This window comes from Klebsiella sp. WP3-W18-ESBL-02 (assembly GCF_014168815.1).
GTDB classification, from domain to species: domain Bacteria; phylum Pseudomonadota; class Gammaproteobacteria; order Enterobacterales; family Enterobacteriaceae; genus Kluyvera; species Kluyvera ascorbata_B.
The window spans coordinates 2,478,887-2,498,485 of record NZ_AP021972.1; the positions used below are offsets into that span (position 1 = coordinate 2,478,887).

A 19,599-nucleotide genomic window follows, 5' to 3' on the forward strand; every position below is an offset into this window, starting at 1 on the left:
ACCAACGCTGGAGGCATTGATGACCCCTTTCTTAAGCGCCTATTTTGCTCGTCTCGGTTGGACGGGAACCCCTGACGTATCCATTGAGACGCTGCGCAGTCTGCATATCCACCATAACAGCGCCATTCCCTTCGAGAACCTTGACGTGCTGCTGCCGCGCGAGATGCACCTCGACGATCAATCGCTGGAAGATAAGCTGGTTCACGCACGCCGTGGCGGCTACTGTTTTGAACAAAACGGTCTGTTCGAGCGCGCGCTGCGCGAACTGGGTTTCCACGTGCGCAGCCTGCTGGGCCGCGTGGTGCTATCGCATCCGCCGCAGATGCCGCCGAGAACCCACCGCCTGCTGCTGGTGGACGTTGACGGCGAGCGCTGGATTGCTGACGTCGGCTTTGGCGGACAGACGCTGACCGCGCCAATCAAGCTGCTGGCGGATATCACCCAGACAACGCCGCACGGCGACTATCGTCTGCTGTATGAAAATCAGGAATGGATTTTACAGTTCAGCCACCACGATCACTGGCAGTCGATGTATCACTTCGATTTAGGTCGTCAGTATGCGTCAGATTACGTGATGGGCAACTTCTGGTCGGCTCACTGGCCGCAGTCGCATTTCCGCCACCATCTGCTGATGTGTCGCCATCTGCCGGACGGTGGCAAAATGACGCTAACCAACTTCCACTTTACCCACTGGGATAACAATCACGTGGTCGAGAAGATGGATTTCCCGGATGTGCCCGCGCTGTACGAAGCGTTGCAAACTCGCTTCGGGCTTGGCGTGACCGATCCGAAATACGGCTTTAGCGTCAGCGAACTGGCGGCCATTATGGCGGCATTCGATACCCATCCCGAAGCCGGGAAATAATATACGGTTACGTCATAACGTAACCTTCAGGGATGAGATGATGGCCTTAACGCTTCGCGTATTGCTTGAAAACCAGCTGGCTCGTGGTGCCGATAGCGGACTCCGAGCCAAAGCGGGATTAAGTCTGCTGCTTGAGGATGAAACCACCTCGATTCTTTTCGACACCGGCCCCGATGACAGCTTCCAGCACAATGCCGAACGAATGGGGATTTCGCTGGATAACCTCACGGCGACGGTGCTTTCACACGGTCATTACGACCATTGCGGCGGCGTGCCCTGGCTGCCGGATAACAGCCGCATTATTTGCCACCCGACCATTGGCAACGAGCGCTATGCCGCGCTGAACGTGGCGGGGCGCAGCCATAAAATCAAAAAGCTGTCGCTGGAGATTGATTACGCTCGCCATCGTATGGAGTACACCCGCGCGCCGCTGCACATTAGTGACCGTTTTATCTGGTCAGGCGAAATAGCCGTTGATAGCCCCAAAGCCTACGGTGTGACCGGCGATCAAACGGATTACGTGATTGATGAGGGGGTGTTGATTTATCTGTCCGAACGCGGGCTGGTCATTATTACCGGCTGTGGGCACCGCGGGATTATCAACATTGTGCGGCACTGCCAGCAGATAACCGGCATCGACAAGGTCCACGCGATTATCGGCGGTTTTCATCTGCGCAGTGCTTCTCCGCGCACGCTCTGGCAGGTCAGGCAATTTTTACAGCAGCTTAAGCCCGATAAAGTCATGGGCTGCCACTGCACCGGCGCGTGGGGAAAACTGTGGCTGCCGGAGGTTATCTCCCCGGCAACCGGCGACACCTTCACCCTGTAGCCCGGCCAAGCGAAGCGCCGGCGGGAATGAGTACCGAGCCAAACCCCGGCGGCGCTTCGCTTGGCTGGGCTACGGAATGAGAGGCTTCGCGCTAGTTTAACCCTAAGAAATGCTGGGCGATTTTGAAGTAGATAATCAGCCCGGTGCCGTCAATCAGCGTGGCGATAAACGGCGCGGAAACCACCGCCGGGTCGATGCCGACGCGTTTAATGACCAGCGGGATCACCGAGGAGACGATCGCACTCCAGATGGTAACGCACACCAGCGTCAGGCTGACGATAAAGGTGATTTCCGGGCCAATGCCCATGATCCATGCTCGCAGGCAGCCTGCCGCGCCGAGCGTGATGGCGACCAGCATCGCCGTCGACATCTCTTTACGCAGAATTCGCCCCAGATCCCTTAAGCCCACTTCGCCTAGCGCCATGGCGCGCACCAGCGTCGAGGTGATTTGCGTACCGCTGTTGCCCCCGGTGCCAATCAGCAACGGGATAAAGAAGGCTAGCGCAATGGCGGACTCCAGCGCCTCTTCAAAGTGCTGAATCACGGTGCTGGTGTACGCTTCCGCGATAAACAGCAGCAGCAGCCAGACGGCGCGTTTTTTCCACAGCGTAACCGGGCTAATCTCCAGATACGGTTTTTCCAGCGGCAACGTCGCCCCCTGAAGCTGCGCATCTTCGGTGATTTCATCGGCTAACAGCTTATCAATTTCTTTTTCATTGAGGCAGCCGATAAGCTTGCCGTTTTCAATCACCGGTAGCAGCGTCAGGCGGTGCTTTTCGATAAGCTCCGCGGCCACGTCGCGGGTATCGTCCGGGCCGACGTGGAATAGGGTGGTGGTCATCAGCTGCGCGACCGGCTGATGATCGTCGGACGCTTGTAACAGCGCGCGAGTCGATAATATTCCACGCAGGTTGTCGCCGGAAACCACGAATACGGCGCAGGGGAAATGATCGTCATTTAATTGTCGCAGGAACATCTCGCGCGCTTCTTTTACGCTGAGTGGTTCCGGCAACGAAATAAACGTTATCGACATGTAGCTTGAGATAATATCGCCCGTAGCCGGGGCAGTTGGATAGTGCGGCGCAGTGGCATGAATATAAGACATCAAAATGTTCCCTATAGAAATTCTATATAGGGCGAACAAAACTGGAAATGCTGAGAAAAATCCCTACGTCCCGGTTTTAGCACTGAACAACGTATCTGTACGACCTTGAGCCGTCAGAAGTTATCTTGGCAACACCTTGATTCGATGGATGCCTGTATTTCCCTGTGATGGTCTCTCTCGATACCACCAGGGCGATAACTTATGTTTATTCAGGAGCCTCGCCATAACAAGATTATTAATTACGATGCTGAGTGAATTTATATTCCCCGCGTGCTTTCAGGCACGCTGGTAAATTCAACGAGCGTAATATAGCGCGTTATTATTCATTGCGGTGGTGAAAGATAAAGTGGTTGAGATTAGGTTTAGTATTTTGTTTGTGGCGTAAAAAACCCGGCGTCGCGATGCTCGGCCGGGCTACAGGGATTAAAACGGTTACCGGCGTGAGCGCACGACCTGATAACGGCGAGTCAGGTATTCCACCGGCGCGCTCCAGACGTGCACCAGGCGGGTGAACGGGAACAGCAGAAAGATGGTCATGCCGAGCACCAGATGCACGCGGTAAACCCAGGCTACGCCGTCCAGGTGCGCCGATGCGCCGCCGTGGAAGGTGACCACCGCCTGCGCCCAGTCCACTAGGGAAGGTGCGAACAAGTTCCTGATATGAGATCATCATATTCATCCGGAGCGCATCCCAGAGGGACATCATGAGCCATCAACTCACCTTCGCCGATAGTGAATTCAGCACTAAGCGCCGTCAGACCCGAAAAGAGATTTTCCTCTCCCGCATGGAGCAGATTCTGCCATGGCAGAATATGACCGCTGTCATCGAGCCGTTTTATCCCAAGGCGGGCAATGGCCGACGGCCCTATCCGCTGGAAACCATGCTACGCATTCACTGCATGCAGCATTGGTACAACCTGAGCGATGGCGCGATGGAAGATGCTCTGTACGAAATCGCCTCCATGCGCCTGTTTGCCCGATTATCCCTGGATAGCGCCCTGCCGGATCGCACCACCATCATGAATTTCCGCCACCTGCTCGAGCAGCATCAACTGGCCCGTCAATTGTTCAAGACCATCAATCGCTGGCTGGCCGAAGCAGGCGTCATGATGACCCAAGGCACTTTGGTGGATGCCACCATCATTGAGGCACCCAGCTCTACCAAGAACAAAGAGCAGCAACGCGATCCGGAGATGCATCAGACCAAGAAAGGCAATCAGTGGCACTTTGGCATGAAGGCCCACATTGGTGTCGATGCCAAGAGTGGCCTGACCCACAGCCTGGTCACCACCGCGGCCAACGAGCATGACCTCAATCAGCTGGGTAATCTGCTTCATGGAGAGGAGCAATTTGTCTCAGCCGATGCCGGCTACCAAGGGGCGCCACAGCGCGAGGAGCTGGCCGAGGTGGATGTGGACTGGCTGATCGCCGAGCGCCCCGGCAAGGTAAGAACCTTGAAACAGCATCCACGCAAGAACAAAACGGCCATCAACATCGAATACATGAAAGCCAGCATCCGGGCCAGGGTGGAGCACCCGTTTCGCATCATCAAGCGACAGTTCGGCTTCGTGAAAGCCAGATACAAGGGGCTGCTGAAAAACGATAACCAACTGGCGATGTTATTCACCCTGGCCAACCTGTTTCGGGTGGACCAAATGATACGTCAGTGGGAGAGATCTCAGTAAAAACCGGAAATAACGCCAGAAATGGTGGAAAAAATAGCCTAAATAGGCTGATTCGATGTATTTGCGGGAAAAAAATCGGCCCAGATCCGCGAAATTTTAATCAGCGAGTCAGCTTGGGAAGAAATGACCTGCTTATTCGCACCTTCCCTAGCTTCAGCATTTCGCTGCCGTCAGGGTGCTGCGCGGAGAACGGAATGGTGGTCAGGCCGAGGCAGCACTGGATCAGCAAAATACTGAGGATCAGAATATCCGCCGTCGATGAGGTTGCGCGAATGCGCGGGTTGAACAGACGACGAATCAGCAGACCAGCGCCGCCGACCAGCGTCATTACCCCACAGGCACCGCCGAGAATCATCGCCATCAGCTGTTTCTGCGACAGCGGCAGCCAGGATTCATAGACCCAGTGCGGCGTCAGCATGCCGAAGAAGTGGCCGAAGAAGATCCCCAGAATACCGACGTGGAACAGGTTGGACCAAATCACCATTCCGCGCTTGTCGAGCATCTGGCTGGAGGAGGCGCGCCACGTGTACTGACCGTAGTCGTAGCGCAGCCAGCTGCCCAGCAGGAACACCGTGCCGCAGAGGTAAGGGTAGATATCGTAAAAAAAGACGTTGAGGTACTGTATCATTTCGGGCCTCCCGCACGGACGTCGACATACTGTGGCGCCACGTCCTGGCTAAAGCGTCGTTGATAACTTTGCAGTGGGGAACTGTCACAGGCGGTGGCGTTATCTTCGATAAACTTCACCTGTTCTTCTTCCCAGACTGCGTCCAGCGCCTGACGGGTATCATCTCGCGCTTCACCCGCCACCTGTTTTGTGACACTGTCACTTGATAATGATGTTTTCGCCAATGACAGCAGGGTGTCGAACAGCTGATACCACGGTGCCTGGCGCTGTTTCAGCCGCCCGCCAATCAGCGCCAGAATCGGCGCGACGTTTTGCAGGCCTTCCTGCGCCTGAGCCTGTGGCAGAATGCTGAGATACTCAAGATAGAGCGGCAGATGGTCAGGCAGTTCGCGGCAGTCGAGCTGCAAACCGGCCTGTTCATACTGCGACATGAGCTCAACCATCGCCTGACCACGGTCGCGGGATTCCGCATGCACGTGCTCAAACAGCATGAGTGACGTCGCGCGCCCGCGCTCGAAAATTTCGCACCATTCAGCCTGCTTATCAAGCAGCGAGGCCGCCAGATGTTGTTCAAGGAAGGGACGCAGCGCCGGGGCGTCGCTGTCAATCAGCGCAAACAGCTCCGCCTTGTTGTCCCAGCTTAGCTCATCGGGGTACTCCAGCAGCAGCCCGATGATTTTCAGGACTCGCATTAGTCTTTCTCCCCGATGTTGATGGCATCAATACGGTGGCTGTTAAACAGGTTGAACTTGGTGTCCGACCCGTGACAACCGTCGCCGAAGGTGAAGCCGCAGCCCTTGCTTTCCGGGAAGGCATCTTCCGCCATTTCACGATGGCTGGTGGGGATCACGAAACGATCTTCGTAGTTGGCAATCGCCAGGTAGCGGTACATTTCTTCAACCTGTTCGACGCTTAAGCCCACTTCTTCCAGCGCGCGCGTGTCGGTGACCCCTTCAACGGTCTGCGAGCGTTTGTAGTGACGCATGGCCATCATGCGTTTCAGCGCGCGCAGCACCGGGCCGGTGTCGCCCGCACTTAGCATATTTGCCAGGTACTGTACCGGAATACGCAGGCTTTCGACCGCTGGCAGAATGCTGTCGGTTTTCGGCAGGCCGCCTGCGTCCGCAACGGACTGAATCGGCGACAGCGGCGGCACGTACCAGACCATTGGCAGGGTACGGTATTCTGGATGCAGCGGCAGCGCCAGCTTCCAGTCCATCGCCATTTTGTATACCGGCGAACGCTGGGCGGCGTCGAGGGTGTTCTGGGTGATGCCTTGTTTTAGCGCTTCTTCAATCACCGCCGGGTCGTGTGGGTCGAGGAACACATCGCACTGGCGTTCATAAAGATCGGTTTCTTTCTCGGTGCTGGCGGCCTCTTCAATGCGGTCAGCATCGTACAGCAGCACGCCCAGGTAGCGGATGCGGCCAACGCAGGTTTCCGAGCACACGGTCGGCTGGCCGGACTCGATGCGCGGGTAGCAGAAGATGCATTTTTCCGACTTGCCGCTCTTCCAGTTGAAGTAGATTTTTTTGTACGGACAGCCGCTGATGCACATACGCCAGCCGCGGCATTTGTCCTGATCGATCAGCACAATGCCGTCTTCTTCACGCTTGTAGATAGCACCGCTTGGACAGGTGGCAACGCAGCTTGGGTTCAGGCAGTGTTCGCACAGACGCGGCAGGTACATCATGAAGGTGTTTTCAAACTGACCGTACATCTCCTTTTGCATTTCCTGGAAGTTATGGTCGTGGGCGCGCTTTTCGAATTCGCCGCCGAGCAGTTCTTCCCAGTTCGGGCCCCATTCAATTTTGTTCATCCGCTGCCCGCTGATCAGCGAGCGCGGGCGGGCGGTTGGCAGATGTTTGCCTTCCGGCGCGTTGTGCAGATGCTGGTAATCGTAGGTGAACGGCTCGTAATAGTCGTCAATCCCCGGGATCAGCGGGTTGGCGAATATTTTCGACAGCACGCCAATACGCCCGCCGAGGCGCGGCGTCAGCTTACCGGATATACCGCGTACCCAACCACCTTGCCACTTTTCCTGGTTTTCCCAATCCTTCGGGAAACCGATGCCCGGTTTGGTTTCCACGTTGTTGAACCACGCATATTCCATGCCTTCGCGGCTGCTCCAGACGTTTTTACAGGTCACGGAGCAGGTATGGCAGCCAATGCATTTATCAAGATTTAACACCATCCCAACCTGCGAGCGAATCTTCATTTTGCCGCCTCCTGTACCTGGTCATGGCCTTCATCGTCCAGCCAATTAATATTTTTCATTTTGCGGATCATAATGAACTCATCGCGGTTCGAACCGACCGTGCCGTAGTAGTTAAAGCTGTAGGCAAGCTGCGCATAGCCGCCAATCATATGGGTAGGTTTCGGGCAAATACGCGTGACCGAGTTGTGGATACCGCCGCGTCGACCGGTGACCTCCGAGCCTGGAATATTCATCAGACGCTCCTGGGCGTGATACATCATGGTCATGCCCGGCGGCACGCGCTGGCTGACCACCGCGCGGGCGGTCAGCGCACCGTTAGCGTTGAAGGCTTCAATCCAGTCGTTATCGGCAATGCCCAGTTCTTTGGCGTCGGTTTCACTCAGCCAGACGATCGGCCCGCCGCGCGACAGCGTCAGCATCAGCAGGTTCTCGCTGTAGGTGGAGTGAATACCCCATTTCTGGTGCGGCGTCAGGAAGTTGAGCGCTTTTTCCGGGAACCCGTTTGGCGGTATTGCGTTCATCTGACTGACGCTGCGGGTATCGATAGGCGGACGGTAGGCCACCAGGCTTTCGCCGAAGTCGCGCATCCACGGGTGATCCTGGTACAGCGACTGACGACCGGAAACGGTACGCCATGGGATCAGCTCGTGTACGTTGGTGTAGCCCGCGTTGTACGAGACATGTTCATCTTCCAGACCCGACCAGGTGGGGCTGGAGATAATTTTACGCGGCTGCGCCTGAATGTCGCGGAAGCGGATTTTTTCATCTTCCTTGTTGAGCGCCAGGTGCGCGTGTTCGCGGCCGGTAAATTCCGCCAGCGCTTCCCAGGCCTTCACGGCTACCTGACCGTTGGTTTCCGGGGCGAGGGCGAGGATCACTTCTGCGGCATCTATCGCGGTCTCAATACACGGGCGGCCTTTGGCCGGGCCGTCGAGCTTGACGTAGTTGAGCTTGCCGAGGAAATCGACTTCGGTCTGGGTTTTCCAGCCAATGCCTTTACCGCCGTTGCCGAGTTTATCCATCAGCGGCCCCAGCGAGGTAAAGCGCTCGTAGGTGGCCGGATAGTCGCGCTCGACGGCGATGATATTCGGTGCGGTTTTGCCCGGGATCAGGTCACATTCGCCTTTGCGCCAGTCCTGGATCGCAAACGGCTGGGCCAGTTCTGCCGGCGAGTCGTGCTGTAACGGTTGCAGCACGACGTCGGTTTCGGTCCCCAGATGGCCCTGGCAGATGCTCGAAAATGCTTTGGCGATGCCTTTGTAGATCTCCCAGTCACTTTTCGATTCCCACGCCGGGTCGACGGCGGCGGAAAGCGGGTGGATAAACGGGTGCATGTCTGACGTGTTCATGTCGTCTTTTTCGTACCAGGTGGCGGTCGGCAGGACGATATCGGAGAACAGGCAGGTGCTGGACATGCGGAAATCGAGCGTCACCAGCAGATCCAGCTTGCCTTCAAGGGCTGCAGTCTGCCACTCGACCTCTTCCGGTTTAACGTCATCGGTCGAACCCAATTCTTCCCCCTGAATACCGCTGTCCGCACCCAGCAGGTACTTCAGCATGTATTCATGTCCTTTGCCGGAAGATCCCAGCAGGTTAGAGCGCCAGATGAACATGTTGCGCGGATGGTTCTGCCCGCTATCCGGCTGTTCACTGGCAAAACGGATGTCGCCGGACTTCAGCGCCTGCACGGTGTACGCCTGCGGCGTCATGCCGGCGGCTTCGGCTTTGGCTTTCAGACTCAGCGGGTTGAGGTTGAGCTGCGGTGCAGATGGCAGCCAGCCCATACGTTCGGCGCGAACGTTAAAGTCGATCAGATGGCCGGTATATTTCGCCGGATCGGCCAGCGGGGAAAGCAGTTCCTGCGCGGTCAGCTTCTCGTAGCGCCACTGACTGGCGTGATTGTAGAAGTAGGAGGTACTGTTCATCTGACGCGGCGGGCGGTTCCAGTCCAGCTGATGCGCCGCGCGATAAATGCGCCCATTTCCGTGAGATAAATGGCATCGCTGCGGCGTTTCAATATTCGCAAAAGAATTACATTCCTACTGCGTTATCCTTCCTCTGACCATCCACCGGAAAGTATCGGTAAAGCGTCGATAACCCTACACCATAGATAATGGCCAACTGCTGGCGGGTGTGCCCCTTCGCCAATAGCCGCCCAATCTGCTCTCGTTCATGCACTTTTAATGCGTTGGGCCTTCCACCTACGCGTCCTTGTGCTCTGGCTGCTGCCAGCCCGGCCACTGTCCGTTCGACGATTAGCTCGCGTTCCATCTCCGCCAGTGCCGACATCACGTGGAAAAAGAAGCGCCCCATGGCAGTGCTGGTATCAATACTGTCTGTTAAAGAGCGGAAGTGGGCACCGCGTTCATGTAACTCTGATATCAGTGCGATCAGGTTCTTAACGCTGCGCCCCAGCCTGTCCAGTTTCCACACGACCAGGGTGTCTCCGCTATTAACGCACTTTAAAGCGCGTTTCAGACCGGGACGGCTGGCAACTTTTCCACTCATACGGTCTTCAAAAATGCGGTCACAGTTTGCGCTTGTGAGTGCATTACGCTGTAAATCGCTGTTCTGGTCGATTGTTGATACGCGGATATAACCAATGATGGCCATCAATTCTCCTCCTCTATGTCGCAGCGGGAGGATTTTTACAGATTTCGCTATGTGTAACCGCTTTTCCAAAAACCTTGGTTTAGGAGAAGGCTCTGCTTTGCCGGTTGGCGTGCCCATTCCGTGGCCGTCAGCAACGTTACCAACGGGGTGGCTCAAGTGCAACGGAGCAGCGTTCACAGCAGCGCAGTACCCTAAACTGGCGCAGGCATATCCGGCGCTGAAACTTCCAGACCTGCGCGGCGAGTTTATCCGTGGCTGGGATGACGGGCGGGGAGTAGACGGCGGGCGAATGCTGCTAGAAGGACAAGCTGATAGTTTTCGTTCGCATAACCACGGAGTTACTGCCTGGGATGCGTGGGATTCAAGCGTATTAACACCGAACGACCGAGAAGGAGATTTATTGCTATCGACTGACAATGCAGTTTGGGCTGGCGGCTCTGTAAATGGAAAGTTCAACGGCAAATACGGTACAGCGGGTAATGGTGGGAATGAAACTCGTCCGCGCAATATTGCATTTAACTACATCGTGAGAGCAGCATGATGATGAAAGCAGAACTGAACAGCGAACTTATCGCTACAGTGGCAGGTAATATTACCGTCTATAACTACGACGGCGAGACACGAGAATATCTTGATTCAACAGTTGAATATCTGGCTGTGGGGGTTGGCATTCCGGCTAATTCCTGCATTGATGCTCCAGGTAACAGTAAAGATGGCTTTACTGTTTGTCGAACAGAAGATTTTACCTCCTGGGAGTATGTTACCGACCATCGTGGTGAAACAGTATATAACACTGAAACCGGTGAAGCAGTAATCATCTCTTTGCCTGGAAGTTACCCAGAGAATACCACTACACAGGCACCTGCCACGCCATACGATACATGGGAAGGTAATAGCTGGGTGACGGATATTGCAAAACAACACATAGCAGACGTAGCGATAGCAGAACAGAGGAAAACAACATTACTGGCTGAGGCGACAACGATTATCGCCCCACTAGTGGATGCTCAGGCAGGGGGCTATATCGATGATGCCGAAGTGCCACGCCTGGCCGAATGGCAGCGATACCGCTACAAACTGACTAAAGTCGATACCAGCACCGCACCGGATATCAGTTGGCCCCCGCACCCGGGAGAGGAGGCCATTCAGGTTTCTCTGGATTAACCCTCATCAACTGCACCCGGTATTTCTTCCATTCAGTTAAAGCGGCGGTTTCTTCCTCCGTCGCTATTCCTGCATCGACTGCATCTTGTCTCCATGCGATTTCTACATTAGCTGTTGAGAGAAGTACTGCACGCTGACTTCTGGCAATCTCAATTTGTTCTGAATGCGTTAGCGATAGCTCTTCGACAAGCACAGGAGTACCAGCAGAATCAGCTTGAATAAATTTACCATTACGCTGCCCTTCCAGTAAACGCAGGTACAGTTCCTCGCTAATGCTGATAGCATCAGTAGGGATGACATTATTTTCATCGTCATAGAGACCAATCGGTTTTGCTGTGAAATATTTCATATTAATATCCTATTGCCAGCCATGCCCACGTGGACGGGTTAGCGGGAGTTGGATTGACGGACATGGTCTGCCCATACCATTCACACTGCGATTTTGTAGGTATGTTAAATCTGACGCGAGAGTTATCAACAGCAGCAGAAGCATAATCAACGGCAATGATTATCATGCACTTATTGTTAAATGCCTCTGGAAAGACGATCAAGCCGTTGCTTGTGGTGCTGCTCAATATTTGTGTCTGAACAACATACTCACCCGGTTTGCCATTAATAAATGCAGGAATTCGTAGCATGGATTCAGTACCTGTCACCGCTGCTCTTAAACCAAGGTTTTTGACAAAGAGCGCCGGGTCAGGAATATCTGCGCCGTTCTGGTCTTTGGCCAGCTTCTCCGCCAGTTTGTTAAGCACCGTGGTCGCAAAATTCGGATCGTTACCGAGGGCATCCGCCAACTCTTTAAGCGTATCCAGCGTCTCAGGGGCGCTGCCTGCAAGAGCCGCAAGTGCTTTGGCCACAAACTCCGTCGTCGCCAGCTTCTTGCTGTTATCGCTATTTGCAGGCGTGGGCGCTGTTGGCGTGCCGGTGAATGTCGGGCTGGCTTTCGGTGCGTACTGTGTATGCGGGTCTGCTGCCGCGATGTGTTTCGCAAGGTCTGTACCGCCTTTCTCAACCTGTTGTTTCAGGTACAGCGTGCGGCTGGCCAGTTGTTTACCCTGACGGTTAGAAATTCCGTCAGACCCGCCCAGAACGGGGTCAGAGACCTCAATCTGGTAGATGCCTTCTTCCCACTGCGGGGTTTCGGGTAGGTTTGCCATAATTAACTGCTCCCGTGGTTATAGCTGCCGTCATAGTTGACGGTGTTGTTGTAGCGAATGGCGACAGACTGATACTCCAGGCTTGCCAGATGGCAGCGGGCCGGAGCAAAAGCAGCGAGCGTCTGGCGTAACAGCGCCGCCTGATCGTTAGTGATGGGCTGTTGAAGGATGACGCGATAAACCGCCCAGGCTTCCGCATCGCCATGGACGAAAAGCCCGTTGTAAGTGTGTTTGCCGTCGTAGCCGATCTGGCCAGTGCCTTCAATCAGATCCACTTCGCCGAAGCCAAAACGGCGGATAATTTCCCGGATTGACCACGGCGTCCCTTTGTAGCGGTGCAGCTCGATAGCGGATTTGATAAGCATGCGGCGTACATCGTCCGATTCCGCCAGCTCCCAGCCATCGCCGAACAGTGAGAACTGCTCGCCCAGCCATGGCAGCGCGGAACTGTCGACAATATCGACGAGATAGACCATCAGTACGCTCAGGTCGATGTTATCCAGCCGCCCGGCCAATCTTCCCAGCGTTCTGAGGCTGATATCACCCTCAAGCGGTGGCGGAAGTTGTAACGGCTCAGCCATCGGACACCCCGGTCATGTTAAGAGTGATCGCCGTACAGTTTGCCCATTCGTTTTCTGCCACCACCTTCAGCACCGGTGTCACCAGTTCGACCTGATACACTCCGGCAACGGACAGCACGCTGATAATCTGACTGGGGACAATATCGCGACCCAGCGTGGCGGTACGGGACGCCACCCAGTTCTGTATGGCGCTGTTGGCGTTGTCCTTTATTGAGTTAGCATCCTGGTCACGATAGATAGTGATGTTGGCTTCAATGGCGTAATCCACCTGCACAGGTGTTTTAGCCCGCACGGTATCAGTGAGCGGCCTGACTTTTTCGTCCGAGCAGAAACTCTCTACCAGCGTGAGGATGCTGTCGTCCGGCAGGCCGGTGCTGAGCAGCGGATACAGTTCTACGGTGCCGGGAACCGGGGAAAGCACCGCAACATCGACGATGTTGGGATGGGCCTGCATGGCATGAAAGCGGTATGCCATACGGCTTCCGGCATTGGTGAATGATTCCGGGGCCAGCTTGATACGCTCGCGGAGTCTGTCATTGTCTTCCTGCTCAGAACCGCCAGAACTGGCTGCCAGATTGGTCACCTGCAGGTCGACGTTATCAATCTCATCAAGCAACTGACTGACCTGCGCAGGTTGCCAGCCGTTGCCAGCTGCCCCCGGCTCGGTACAGGTAGCCGTGGCATTGACCAGCAGCAATCCGGCTTTCAGTACCACGTCCGTATCGGTGGCAAAAATAATGCTGTCGGAAGCGCTGACGCGGGTGCCTGCCGGAATCAGCACGTCAATGGCCAGTGCCTCATCCACGGAGAACTGGAGCGTGGTGGTGGCAGGCTGCGCGGCAAGGCGGTAAACACCGACCAGTTCACCGAGGTAATCAATCATCGGCTCGCGGGCAAAGGCGACCAGATTCTGTTTGGCCGCTTCCTGCGCCGCCACCCTGACCAGCATTTCGCGGTATGCCCACAGGTCAATCAACAGGCGTTCAGCCTGAGCGGGGTACAGCGTTTTACCGGTTGCGGCTTCGTACTGAGCAATCATTTCAGCCGTGATTTTGTCGGCATCGCGTTCAATGAAATCGGGTTCTGTCAGCGCCATAAAAGCTCCTGAGTCCGGGGCTGTCCGTCAGAGCCTTTCCAGCTCACCCGGAGCGTAAGATGTTCACCGTCGACGGCAGGTTTAACCGACATAAGCTGGCAGCGAGGCTCCCAGCGCCGGATGGCATCGACGGACTCGCGCACCACATGCGGAATAGCCCGGTCGATGGGCCAGTCGATATAAAGGTGCAGGTTGCTGCCGAACTCCGGGCGATGCGGGTCGCTGCCGCGAGGAGTTCGCAGTATGATTTGAATGGCCTGCCAGATATCATCCAGCCCCCGGACGATTTCGCCAGGGGCCTGCAGAGCCGGTTGCCAGAATACGGAAGTTGTTTTCATGGGGGCAGCATTGCCCCTGTGCGGGAACGCCGATATTAAAGGCGTTTAAGAAGGTCAGTGAGAGTGATGATTGGAGTTCTGGCCGTCAGAGAGCATGCTGCCAGTTGAGTGGGCATTGCCGTTGATTTCAAGGTCGCCGTTCACCGTGGTGGTGTCAGCGGTCAAATCAATAGTTTTCCCCTTCAGGCTGATACCCACCGCAACCTCGATCACCACATGCTCGATACCGCCTTTAACCGTCAGCGTATGGGTCGCGCGGTTATAGCTGAACTCAGCACCATCAGCGTATTTTGTGCCCCGGACATTTTTGTCGCTGAACGGTGGTTTATCGACGTCTGAGTACACCGCGCCCAGAATGACACCATCCTCGCCGTTGGCATCGAGCAGCACCTCAACCTGCTCCCCCACGTCAGGGAGCCAGTAATCCTTGTTATCCTGGGTATTGCGCTGCAGCACGTTAAGCCAGTTAGTGCGCAGGTTATCGCACTCAGGCAGACGAACGCGGGCCTGAACCTTGTCGGCATCAACGGCGCTGACCGTGCCGACCTGACGGGTGACACCTGCCATTATTTCTTCTCCTTTATTACCGTGGAGGTGCTGCCGTCCGGTTTATAGACGGTCAGCGTCTGGGTTTTGCCGGTCTTTTTACCTTTCTTCGCCTTGCCCTGCGTGACCGGCCCTCGTGCCACCTCCAGTTCGGTGATGTAGCCGCTGTTACGGTCAAATGCATGGCGGGCAGTGGTTATCAGCCATGGCCCGGATAACTGACCAAAGCCCACTAGTTCAATTTTGTTGCCTGCAGTCAACTGGGGCGTCCCCATCAGCGTCAGGGAGCCGTTCTGCTGGTATTCGTTATGTCTGGCCAGCGCCGAATCTGCTTTAATCCGGGCGCTGTCCGGGTCACTGACGCGGCTGTTGACCTTCAGTGAGTCGGCACTGGTGACCTTACCGCCTTTGGTTTGTTTGTCGCTTTCGCTGGTACCGCCATCAGCTTCATAAACGATCAGCTTTTTATCGCTGCTCTTCTGGTGTTTTACCTTTGCTGATTTGTAGACGCGGTTGATGGTGTCACGCAGGGAAAAGCTGGCCACATCCTGCGGCTTTAACTGCCTGACCGGCTCCTGACCGCGCAGCGTGGCAAGATGAGAAAAAACCAGCTGGTCGCTGACCACTTTCACGGCATAACCATACTCGCTGGCCAGTCGGCGCAGGAAGCCCACGTCCGTTTCTGCATACTGGGTCACCCGGTCAATTTTGATGGACTCAATACTGCCAACCAGCTTCAACTGATGCTTTTTGGCAATCCGTCCGGCGATAGCCGCCAGCGTGGTGCTCTCGAAACCACGACTGGATTTTGTCCGCAGGGCGTTGTTGACCGACGTGGCCACACCCCGGATAGCGACAACGGACGCGGGCGAACTCACCTCGATCTCGTCTATAGAGAACGTACCGCAGGACAGCAGCGTCTCGCCCTGATAACCCATTTTCAGCGTCAGCGTATCCCCCTTGCCCGGATACCACTTATCCAGCCAGCGGCCATCGGTGTCGTCCAGCTCCACCTCAATGGTATCGGACTCGCTTTTGATGTTATCGCTGTAGGTTACGCGGGTGACATAGGGGGCGATATCGGTGGTGATGTTCTTCTGCAGATACCATAGCGTGAACACCGGACTCAGAACATCGCTGACGCCGGTTAACGCTGATGCGGCCTGTGCAGTGCTGTTTATCTCAGCCATGGGGCAATATCCTCTTCTGTTGTGGCCTCTTCAGCTTCGATAACCGGGATCAGTAACAACAGCCCGGAGGGCAGCACCGGCGTGATGGCCACGTGCGGATTGGCGGCAATTATCCGGGGATAGCCCAGCGTGTCGCCATAGTACTGCCATGCGAGAGAGTCCCAGCGCTCCCCGTCACGGGTGACATGTTCAAGAAACATCACACACTCCTCGCCAGTATTCTGGCTGCCATGGTGCTTAACCCCGGCGACATACGGGTGAAGGTGGTACTGGCGGAGTTAAGCTGCCCGGAAACGGCATCCAGCGCCGCTGCGATATTGCTGCCGTCCACTCCGCTCAGCGAAGACTGTGCCTGTTGTACATACGTGGCCGCATCACTGGTGGCTCTGGCCAGACTGATGGCATCAGGCATGGATTCAGAGAGCGCATTAAACGCAGGAACGCTCTGGCCTAACGCCCCGGATACGTTGCCCAGCCCGCTCATCAGCCCCGGCACGCGGGTCAGTGCAACGGCGGGGTTATCCTTCATTTTCTGCGCCACCCGAACGGCGCTGATGGTGGTCTGGAGAACAGACTGCGCCTGTTTGGCATAGTTGACGCCGTCGCGAACGTACCGCGCCACCCCGGAGGGCGAAGGAACGGCACCGGAGACCGCCCCGACGCCGGGTACCTGCGTGCGGATTGCAGGCGGCTGCAGCGGGTTTTTCGGGTCGCCAATGTACTCCCGGAGAGACGCAGTGGCATTAACGGCCAGCACGTTGCCGGTGCTGTCGGTCTGCTCGCTGGTCGCGGTCACGTCGGTAATCACAAACCAGCCGCGATAGTCACCGTTACCAAAGACCAGCGCTAGCGCCTGATGGGCTTTCATGGCCGTTCTCAGTCTCGCCAGCTCCACGTCGGGCACACAATAATGCTGATGGAAGACCAGGCTTATCTGGATTTCGTCCAGCTTATCGCCGACGAACTGCAGGCCGGGCTTACCCTCGATGCGGGCATGTTCGGCATAATCGACACCGAAAGTGGCCTCAAAGCCGTCCCAGTAGGTAATCAGTTCAAACTCAATATCACCCAGTACCGCAAACATTATTCGTACCCCCGACGTTGTTTCTGAGCCAGCAGACGTTCCAGCATTTTCTCCAGTTCATGCAGGCTCATATTCAGTGCGCCGGTCAGTCCGGCAGGCGCTGCGGTTTCTTTGCCATTGAGGAAAAACTGAGGGTTAAAGCTGACCTGAATACCGCCAGATGTTCCGCCTCCGGCTGCAGCTGCGCCACGGCCTGAATATCCCGCAGCCATGATTTCCGGCGACGGGATGCGGGGAACGTCCGGGGTCATTTCGGTGGCAAGACGTTGCCCCGCGAGTGCGGCCAATGGTGTGGTACGCTGCAGGCCGATAGCGGCACCCTGCGCGATGTTGTCACCAAAGCCCATAAACACGCGGCTCGGCGAATGGATGCCCAGCTTTTCCTTGAACCAGCCGCCGACACTGTCGCCCATGTCCGTGACGGTGGTTTTGAGCGACTCCCATTTGTTTTTGATGCCGTTTATCAGCCCGTCGATAAGATGGCCACCGAAGTCAGTGAACTTCGCGGGCAGATCAACGCCGAGATATTTCAGTGCAGCCGCAAAGGCTTTATAGAGCAGACCAACCGGCGACCAGTTAATCAGCAGCTTACCAATCCCCACGATACCGCCGTTAAAAGCCTCTTTAATGTCAGCCCAGCGCTGTTTAAACCAGCTACTGACTGCGCCCCAGTTGCGGTAAATAAGGTAAGCCGCCGCCGCGACGGCGGTGATAGCAAGACCAATGGGATTCATCAGCAGTGCCCGCCCAATCCAGAGAACGGCACGCCCGGCGATCATAATGCCGCGAACCAGCCCGCCTGATAGCGCCCCCCCCAGAGTTCTGGCTCCTCTGGCGACGGCGCTGAAGCCGGTCACCAGCCAGCGAAGTTTGCCGCCTTCACCCAGCGCGAGTGTCAGGCGAAGCCAGTTGGCCCGCAGGAGCACGGCATTTTTCCAGACGTTGACGAAAGGTGAAATAAGGAGATTCAGCCCGAGCTTGAGGCCGATGGTTGCCATCTTGAACGCAAGTAATGCGCCAATCACTTGAATTGTGCCGCTCACGAGTTGCGGATTAGCCGCTATCCATTTTCCAACGCTGTTCATTAAGGGGATGAATGTTTCCCCCAACTGGATCAACGCCGGACGTAATGATTCTCCGATGCTAATGGCCGAGTCGTTAAACCCAATCTGCGTTCTGCGCCAACGTCCTTCGAGCGTATCATTTTGTTTCGCTGCATCCTTGTCCAGCGTAGACATTGCAGAGGGAGTGTTCATTTCCTGCTTGTTAGATTGGTACTTATCCCAGCCCTGACGCATAGACAGCAGATGGTTCACGGTCTGGATATCGGTAAAGACTTCCGCCAGTCCGAAGGACTCCATCAGCTTCTGCTGGCCTTCCTGATCGCCTCTTGAGCCTGCCGCTTTCCATTGCTGCACAAATGCCTTGCCTTTACCGTCGATAAACCGGTTGGCAATCATCAGGGAGGCTTCATATTGAGAGAACCCCTGGGCTACATAATTTTGCATTGATCCCTGGTAATCCACGCCAGCCTTAGCGTATTTCTGCGTGGTATCTCCGCGTCCCATTGCCGCCAGCCAGTTTGACATATTGGTGACGGCCTCTTCCGCTGAGCCGCTGCCTTTACCCACTTCCAGACTGGCGACGATCTGGGTTATAGCGTCTTTGCCGTAAATACCACGTGCAGCGAAGGCTTTGGCCATACCGGGTAACGCTTTCGCCATATCCTTCAGCTCAAACGAGCCTAGCTTGGCCCCGGTTGCCGCAATCCCAAACGCCTGCTCCAGCTCTCTGGCATCGGTAATTTTCAGCGCATCGCTAAAGGCGTAGGTCATTTTTGCGAGGTCAGTCATATCCGCTTTGGTGGCCGTGGCCGCTTTACCGAGCATCCCGGCAAAGGTCGCTGCCTGCTGCGGATTCATGCCATCGGCAACCAGTTGACCCACGCCGCCCAACAGAGATTCCTGGAGCTGATTGACCTGCAGGGATGCCCGACGAATGGCAGTACCGATGGCCTGTTCCTGCCTTGAATCCAGATCACCGGTGACACTGATATCGCGTAGCTGGGATTCAAACGATGAATATTGTTTGACAGAGGCCATGACCGGTGCGCCCAGCGTTCGGGCGATACCATAAGTCTCTGCCCCCTGGCCATAGAGCGCCATGCGGTTAGCTTTCAGCGCATCACTGGTGGCTGATACTGCTGACAGACGGCGCTGCTGGCGTTCAATTTGCTCCATTGTGCGGCTTACCCGCAGCAGCTCACTGTTGAGGCGCTGCATCCGCGAAGAACCTAACTGGCCATAACGTTCAGTTGCACGGGTTAAGGCGTTCTGGCGCTCCTGCAGGCGTCGGGATGTATCCCCCAGGGAATCAAGGGCGCGTCGGGTGCCACTGACGGCTGAGCGGAAGCTGCTCCCGACAATGCCGCCAATAATGACGCCGACTGAAAATTCACTGGCCACGGTGGTTATCCTCTGAAAGCGGAAAAACGGAA

The 19,599-nt window shown here is 55.9% G+C and carries 19 protein-coding genes, 3 pseudogenes and 1 riboswitch; of the genes and pseudogenes, 5 read left to right on the forward strand and 17 right to left on the reverse strand.

Features of this window, described 5'->3' with window-relative positions; translation table 11 throughout:
* The first annotated feature begins 19 nt into the window (after nucleotides 1-19).
* A complete protein-coding gene (gene nhoA, locus H7R56_RS11745; RefSeq protein ID WP_106926979.1) occupies nucleotides 20-865 on the forward strand; it encodes an N-hydroxyarylamine O-acetyltransferase in 846 nt (281 codons plus the stop codon).
* A gap of 40 nt (nucleotides 866-905) precedes the next feature.
* The gene (locus tag H7R56_RS11750; RefSeq protein WP_106927059.1) at nucleotides 906-1,694 is read left to right on the forward strand and encodes an MBL fold metallo-hydrolase; all 789 of its coding nucleotides are present in this window, start codon (nucleotides 906-908) and stop codon (nucleotides 1,692-1,694) included.
* A 91-nt stretch (nucleotides 1,695-1,785) separates the two neighbouring features.
* On the opposite strand, the gene H7R56_RS11755 is transcribed toward H7R56_RS11750, so the two are convergent.
* A complete protein-coding gene (locus H7R56_RS11755) occupies nucleotides 1,786-2,799 on the reverse strand; it encodes a magnesium transporter (RefSeq protein WP_182928665.1) in 1,014 nt (337 codons plus the stop codon).
* A 54-nt stretch (nucleotides 2,800-2,853) separates the two neighbouring features.
* Nucleotides 2,854-3,037: riboswitch (M-box (ykoK) riboswitch) on the reverse strand.
* 194 nt (nucleotides 3,038-3,231) lie between these two features.
* A pseudogene (gene narI, locus H7R56_RS11760) lies at nucleotides 3,232-3,435 on the reverse strand (respiratory nitrate reductase subunit gamma); the annotation flags it as partial.
* Nucleotides 3,436-3,503: 68 nt separating this feature from the next.
* Here narI (H7R56_RS11760) and H7R56_RS11765 point away from each other — a divergent pair.
* Nucleotides 3,504-4,484 (forward strand): IS5-like element ISKpn26 family transposase, encoded by a 981-nt coding sequence (locus H7R56_RS11765; protein ID WP_033544729.1) that lies wholly within the window; start codon nucleotides 3,504-3,506, stop codon nucleotides 4,482-4,484.
* Between the two features lie 148 nt (nucleotides 4,485-4,632).
* On the opposite strand, the pseudogene narI (H7R56_RS11770) reads toward H7R56_RS11765, so the two are convergent.
* The 5 genes and pseudogenes from narI (H7R56_RS11770) to H7R56_RS11790 form a co-directional block, all read right to left on the reverse strand.
* Nucleotides 4,633-5,112: pseudogene (gene narI / locus H7R56_RS11770) on the reverse strand (respiratory nitrate reductase subunit gamma); the annotation flags it as partial.
* Complete coding sequence (gene narW, locus H7R56_RS11775) at nucleotides 5,109-5,804, reverse strand: nitrate reductase molybdenum cofactor assembly chaperone (RefSeq protein ID WP_106926983.1); 696 nt, start codon at nucleotides 5,802-5,804, stop codon at nucleotides 5,109-5,111. The pseudogene narI (H7R56_RS11770) and the gene narW, both read right to left, overlap by 4 nt.
* The gene (gene narH, locus H7R56_RS11780; protein WP_106926985.1) at nucleotides 5,804-7,330 is read right to left on the reverse strand and encodes a nitrate reductase subunit beta; all 1,527 of its coding nucleotides are present in this window, start codon (nucleotides 7,328-7,330) and stop codon (nucleotides 5,804-5,806) included. The genes narW and narH overlap by 1 nt, the downstream gene beginning before the upstream one ends.
* Nucleotides 7,327-9,291 (reverse strand): annotated as a pseudogene (locus tag H7R56_RS11785) (nitrate reductase subunit alpha); the annotation flags it as partial. The pseudogene H7R56_RS11785 and the gene narH, both read right to left, overlap by 4 nt.
* Nucleotides 9,292-9,361: 70 nt before the next feature.
* The gene (locus H7R56_RS11790; protein ID WP_048994538.1) at nucleotides 9,362-9,943 is read right to left on the reverse strand and encodes a recombinase family protein; all 582 of its coding nucleotides are present in this window, start codon (nucleotides 9,941-9,943) and stop codon (nucleotides 9,362-9,364) included.
* A 49-nt stretch (nucleotides 9,944-9,992) separates the two neighbouring features.
* Between H7R56_RS11790 and H7R56_RS11795 the strand changes: the two genes are divergently transcribed.
* Both H7R56_RS11795 and H7R56_RS11800 read left to right on the forward strand, forming a co-directional pair.
* Nucleotides 9,993-10,484 (forward strand): phage tail protein, encoded by a 492-nt coding sequence (locus H7R56_RS11795; protein WP_182928693.1) that lies wholly within the window; start codon nucleotides 9,993-9,995, stop codon nucleotides 10,482-10,484.
* A complete protein-coding gene (locus H7R56_RS11800; RefSeq protein ID WP_075210026.1) occupies nucleotides 10,484-11,107 on the forward strand; it encodes a tail fiber assembly protein in 624 nt (207 codons plus the stop codon). The genes H7R56_RS11795 and H7R56_RS11800 overlap by 1 nt, the downstream gene beginning before the upstream one ends.
* Here the strand turns inward: H7R56_RS11800 and H7R56_RS11805 are convergent.
* From H7R56_RS11805 to H7R56_RS11850, 10 genes are read right to left on the reverse strand one after another with little or no spacing between them, the layout of a single operon-like run.
* Nucleotides 11,055-11,456, reverse strand: a complete 402-nt coding sequence (locus tag H7R56_RS11805; RefSeq protein ID WP_048994542.1) for a tail fiber assembly protein — start codon at nucleotides 11,454-11,456, stop codon at nucleotides 11,055-11,057. The genes H7R56_RS11800 and H7R56_RS11805 overlap by 53 nt on opposite strands.
* Nucleotide 11,457: 1 nt before the next feature.
* Nucleotides 11,458-12,267 carry a gp53-like domain-containing protein gene (locus tag H7R56_RS27670; protein ID WP_227674737.1) on the reverse strand — a complete coding sequence of 270 codons (810 nt, stop codon included), beginning with the start codon at nucleotides 12,265-12,267 and terminating at the stop codon, nucleotides 11,458-11,460.
* Between the two features lie 2 nt (nucleotides 12,268-12,269).
* Nucleotides 12,270-12,848, reverse strand: coding sequence for a phage tail protein I (locus H7R56_RS11815; protein WP_016246279.1), 579 nt, complete (start codon nucleotides 12,846-12,848; stop codon nucleotides 12,270-12,272).
* Nucleotides 12,841-13,944, reverse strand: coding sequence for a baseplate assembly protein (locus H7R56_RS11820; RefSeq protein ID WP_006122457.1), 1,104 nt, complete (start codon nucleotides 13,942-13,944; stop codon nucleotides 12,841-12,843). Before H7R56_RS11820 ends, H7R56_RS11815 begins: the two co-directional genes overlap by 8 nt.
* A complete protein-coding gene (locus H7R56_RS11825; RefSeq protein ID WP_000859115.1) occupies nucleotides 13,935-14,282 on the reverse strand; it encodes a GPW/gp25 family protein in 348 nt (115 codons plus the stop codon). The genes H7R56_RS11820 and H7R56_RS11825 overlap by 10 nt, the downstream gene beginning before the upstream one ends.
* A 54-nt stretch (nucleotides 14,283-14,336) precedes the next feature.
* Nucleotides 14,337-14,849: a phage baseplate assembly protein V gene (locus tag H7R56_RS11830; RefSeq protein ID WP_048994544.1), complete on the reverse strand. Its 513-nt coding sequence runs from the start codon at nucleotides 14,847-14,849 to the stop codon at nucleotides 14,337-14,339.
* On the reverse strand, nucleotides 14,849-16,018 hold the full coding sequence (locus H7R56_RS11835; protein ID WP_048994545.1) for a phage late control D family protein: 1,170 nt from the start codon (nucleotides 16,016-16,018) through the stop codon (nucleotides 14,849-14,851). Before H7R56_RS11835 ends, H7R56_RS11830 begins: the two co-directional genes overlap by 1 nt.
* On the reverse strand, nucleotides 16,006-16,218 hold the full coding sequence (locus tag H7R56_RS11840; protein WP_179192287.1) for a tail protein X: 213 nt from the start codon (nucleotides 16,216-16,218) through the stop codon (nucleotides 16,006-16,008). Before H7R56_RS11840 ends, H7R56_RS11835 begins: the two co-directional genes overlap by 13 nt.
* Nucleotides 16,218-17,102, reverse strand: a complete 885-nt coding sequence (locus tag H7R56_RS11845; protein ID WP_048994547.1) for a phage tail protein — start codon at nucleotides 17,100-17,102, stop codon at nucleotides 16,218-16,220. Before H7R56_RS11845 ends, H7R56_RS11840 begins: the two co-directional genes overlap by 1 nt.
* On the reverse strand, nucleotides 17,102-19,567 hold the full coding sequence (locus tag H7R56_RS11850; RefSeq protein WP_048994549.1) for a phage tail tape measure protein: 2,466 nt from the start codon (nucleotides 19,565-19,567) through the stop codon (nucleotides 17,102-17,104). The genes H7R56_RS11845 and H7R56_RS11850 overlap by 1 nt, the downstream gene beginning before the upstream one ends.
* Between the last annotated feature and the right edge of the window lie 32 nt (nucleotides 19,568-19,599).

Excerpts from the sequence above, each read along its gene's own strand:
- H7R56_RS11825 (WP_000859115.1), bottom strand. The coding sequence starts at position 14,282 with ATGAAAACAACTTCCGTATTCTGGCAACCGGCTCTGCAGGCCCCTGGC.
- H7R56_RS27670 (WP_227674737.1), bottom strand. The coding sequence starts at position 12,267 with ATGGCAAACCTACCCGAAACCCCGCAGTGGGAAGAAGGCATCTACCAG.
- H7R56_RS11845 (WP_048994547.1), bottom strand. The coding sequence starts at position 17,102 with ATGTTTGCGGTACTGGGTGATATTGAGTTTGAACTGATTACCTACTGG.
- H7R56_RS11790 (WP_048994538.1), bottom strand. The coding sequence starts at position 9,943 with ATGGCCATCATTGGTTATATCCGCGTATCAACAATCGACCAGAACAGC.
- narH (WP_106926985.1), bottom strand. The coding sequence starts at position 7,330 with ATGAAGATTCGCTCGCAGGTTGGGATGGTGTTAAATCTTGATAAATGC.
- H7R56_RS11750 (WP_106927059.1), top strand. The coding sequence starts at position 906 with ATGGCCTTAACGCTTCGCGTATTGCTTGAAAACCAGCTGGCTCGTGGT.
- H7R56_RS11755 (WP_182928665.1), bottom strand. The coding sequence starts at position 2,799 with ATGTCTTATATTCATGCCACTGCGCCGCACTATCCAACTGCCCCGGCT.
- nhoA (WP_106926979.1), top strand. The coding sequence starts at position 20 with ATGACCCCTTTCTTAAGCGCCTATTTTGCTCGTCTCGGTTGGACGGGA.
- H7R56_RS11840 (WP_179192287.1), bottom strand. The coding sequence starts at position 16,218 with ATGTTTCTTGAACATGTCACCCGTGACGGGGAGCGCTGGGACTCTCTC.
- H7R56_RS11815 (WP_016246279.1), bottom strand. The coding sequence starts at position 12,848 with ATGGCTGAGCCGTTACAACTTCCGCCACCGCTTGAGGGTGATATCAGC.
- H7R56_RS11820 (WP_006122457.1), bottom strand. The coding sequence starts at position 13,944 with ATGGCGCTGACAGAACCCGATTTCATTGAACGCGATGCCGACAAAATC.
- H7R56_RS11800 (WP_075210026.1), top strand. The coding sequence starts at position 10,484 with ATGATGAAAGCAGAACTGAACAGCGAACTTATCGCTACAGTGGCAGGT.
- H7R56_RS11795 (WP_182928693.1), top strand. The coding sequence starts at position 9,993 with ATGTGTAACCGCTTTTCCAAAAACCTTGGTTTAGGAGAAGGCTCTGCT.
- H7R56_RS11805 (WP_048994542.1), bottom strand. The coding sequence starts at position 11,456 with ATGAAATATTTCACAGCAAAACCGATTGGTCTCTATGACGATGAAAAT.
- H7R56_RS11765 (WP_033544729.1), top strand. The coding sequence starts at position 3,504 with ATGAGCCATCAACTCACCTTCGCCGATAGTGAATTCAGCACTAAGCGC.
- H7R56_RS11830 (WP_048994544.1), bottom strand. The coding sequence starts at position 14,849 with ATGGCAGGTGTCACCCGTCAGGTCGGCACGGTCAGCGCCGTTGATGCC.
- narW (WP_106926983.1), bottom strand. The coding sequence starts at position 5,804 with ATGCGAGTCCTGAAAATCATCGGGCTGCTGCTGGAGTACCCCGATGAG.
- H7R56_RS11835 (WP_048994545.1), bottom strand. The coding sequence starts at position 16,018 with ATGGCTGAGATAAACAGCACTGCACAGGCCGCATCAGCGTTAACCGGC.